General features: G+C 61.1%; 1 protein-coding gene and 1 pseudogene. One reads left to right on the forward strand and one right to left on the reverse strand.

All coding sequences use genetic code 11. From position 1 onward, the window contains the following. Nucleotides 1-1,517: ferrous iron transporter B (feoB, locus tag VJV58_RS16620; RefSeq protein ID WP_324138457.1), on the forward strand; the 1,517-nt coding region annotated here is incomplete at its 5' end. 307 nt (nt 1,518-1,824) lie between these two features. On the opposite strand, the pseudogene VJV58_RS16625 reads toward feoB, so the two are convergent. Beyond that, nucleotides 1,825-2,133: pseudogene (locus VJV58_RS16625) on the reverse strand (SAM-dependent methyltransferase); the annotation flags it as partial.

Below are 2,133 nucleotides of genomic sequence, written 5' to 3' on the forward strand. Positions count from 1 at the left end.
TGATGCTGGTGCTCAATATGTTCGACATCGCCACACGGCGTGGCGTCAGCGTCGACATAACGCGGTTATCAGAGGCGCTTGGGGTACCGGTTGTGACATCCATCGCCGTGCGCAAGGGCGGCACCGCCGAGTTGTTGCGCCGTACCGACGAGATAGCAGGTGAGACGCAAACTCCGCCGGCGCAGAATCTCTGGCATCCGCTCACGGTCGCGCAGTTGCGGGCTACGCAACGACTCGCTGACCGCATCATCGCCGATACCGTCAGCCTGCCGGCGCGGCCGGATTCATGGACCGCGCGGATCGATGCTGTCGTCCTGCACCCGGTTGCGGGGCTCGCGATCCTGGCGCTGATTTTGTTTGTGATGTTTCAGGCGGTGTTCGCGTGGGCGCAGCCGGCGATGGAGTTGCTTTCATCGGCATTCGGCGCGCTGGGCCAGCTCGTGCACGAAACCTTGCCGGGCGGGATCCTTCAAAGTTTTCTGCAGAATGGCGTGATTTCCGGCGTCGGCAGCGTCATCGTGTTCTTGCCGCAGATCATCATCATCTTCCTCTTCATCCTGCTGTTGGAAGATTTCGGCTACATGGCGCGCGCGGCATTCCTGATGGACCGCATAATGGGCGGCGCAGGCCTGCACGGCCGGGCCTTTATTCCGCTGCTCTCCAGTTTCGCTTGCGCCATCCCAGGTATCATGGCGACCAGGGTGATCGAGAATCGCCGCGACCGCCTGACGACTATTCTGATCGCTCCGCTGATGACCTGCTCAGCGCGCATTCCAGTCTACACACTTATTATTTCCGCTTTCATCCCGGATGCTCAGGTTTGGGGCTGGATCAATCTGCGCGGCCTGGTGATGTTCGGCCTTTACACGGCGGGGATCACAAGCGCACTCGGCATGTCATTCCTGATCAAGTTCTTCATGTGGCGAGATTACGCCCCCGCCCCGTTCATGCTCGAGTTGCCTGACTACAAGATGCCTCGGCTGAGAAGCATCGCGATCGGGGTCTACACGCGAGCAAAGATGTTCCTGCAGCGTGCGGGCACCACCATCTTCGGCATGATGGTGCTGATCTGGTTTCTTGCCTCGTTTCCGCCTCCACCCGCCGGCGCCACAGAGCCGGCAATAAATTACAGCCTCGCTGCGATCATCGGCGCGTCGTTGGAGTGGCTTCTGGCTCCGCTCGGGTTCAACTGGCAAATTGCGGTCGCGCTGATCCCCGGCATGGCGGCACGCGAGGTCGCGGTGGCCGCGCTCGGCACCGTGTACTCGATCGAGGGCGGCAAGGAAGCCGCCGATCAGATCGGCCACGTGCTCGCGACAAAATGGAGTCTGGCGACGGCGCTGTCGCTGCTGGCCTGGTACATCTTTGCGCCGCAATGCGCCTCAACGCTGGCTGTGATCCGCCGCGAGACCGGAAGCTGGAAGTGGATGGCGAGCACCTTTGGTTACATGTTGGCTCTCGCCTACGCCGCGAGTTTCGCGACTTACACGGTTGCGGTGGCGCTGGGAGCCGGCTAGAGGCGAGCGTCTTTGTCCGCCTTGCGTCAGAGTGACAAAACTCAAAAGCATCAGCCGCGTCGCGTCTCACTGACTCGGGGTGATCCGCACGATCACGACTCTGAGATTTGCCAATTGCTACAGCGAGCGAACGGAAATCGAAAGGCCGGGGAACCCCAACAAGCTGCCGGACGTTCGAGCGTGGGCTCGCAAGCGTTGGCTGATCGTGATGATGCGACCCGGGCTGACTAGGCGAGTCATTCGCATTCAACTTTGACAAGAGCAAGCCGCGAATCTGTCGCCGTGTGAAGGCGCGACGCAGCGTTGATCATTTTGCCCGCCGCCCCCTTATGGCATGCGCGCGACCCTGACAAACGACGCCTCCGCCATTAGCTTCGGGCAAGCGAGCCCGGACTCGGGTCTGCAACAGCTTAATCTCGGCCGATTTCATAGCGGCGACAATGGGCGCAATCGAAGGCGCCTTCAGGTTGATCGTCCAGAATTCGTCGAAGTCCGAGAACGTTCGTTGCACCACGATCTCGCGCGTCTCAATTGCCTCGAGACCGACGTCTGTCCACAGATCACGTAGCGCTTCCATTCTGGAGGCCTCCATGCGCGACGGCCGCGGGGGCGCAAG

This window comes from Bradyrhizobium sp. (assembly GCF_035273305.1).
GTDB lineage: Bacteria > Pseudomonadota > Alphaproteobacteria > Rhizobiales > Xanthobacteraceae > Bradyrhizobium.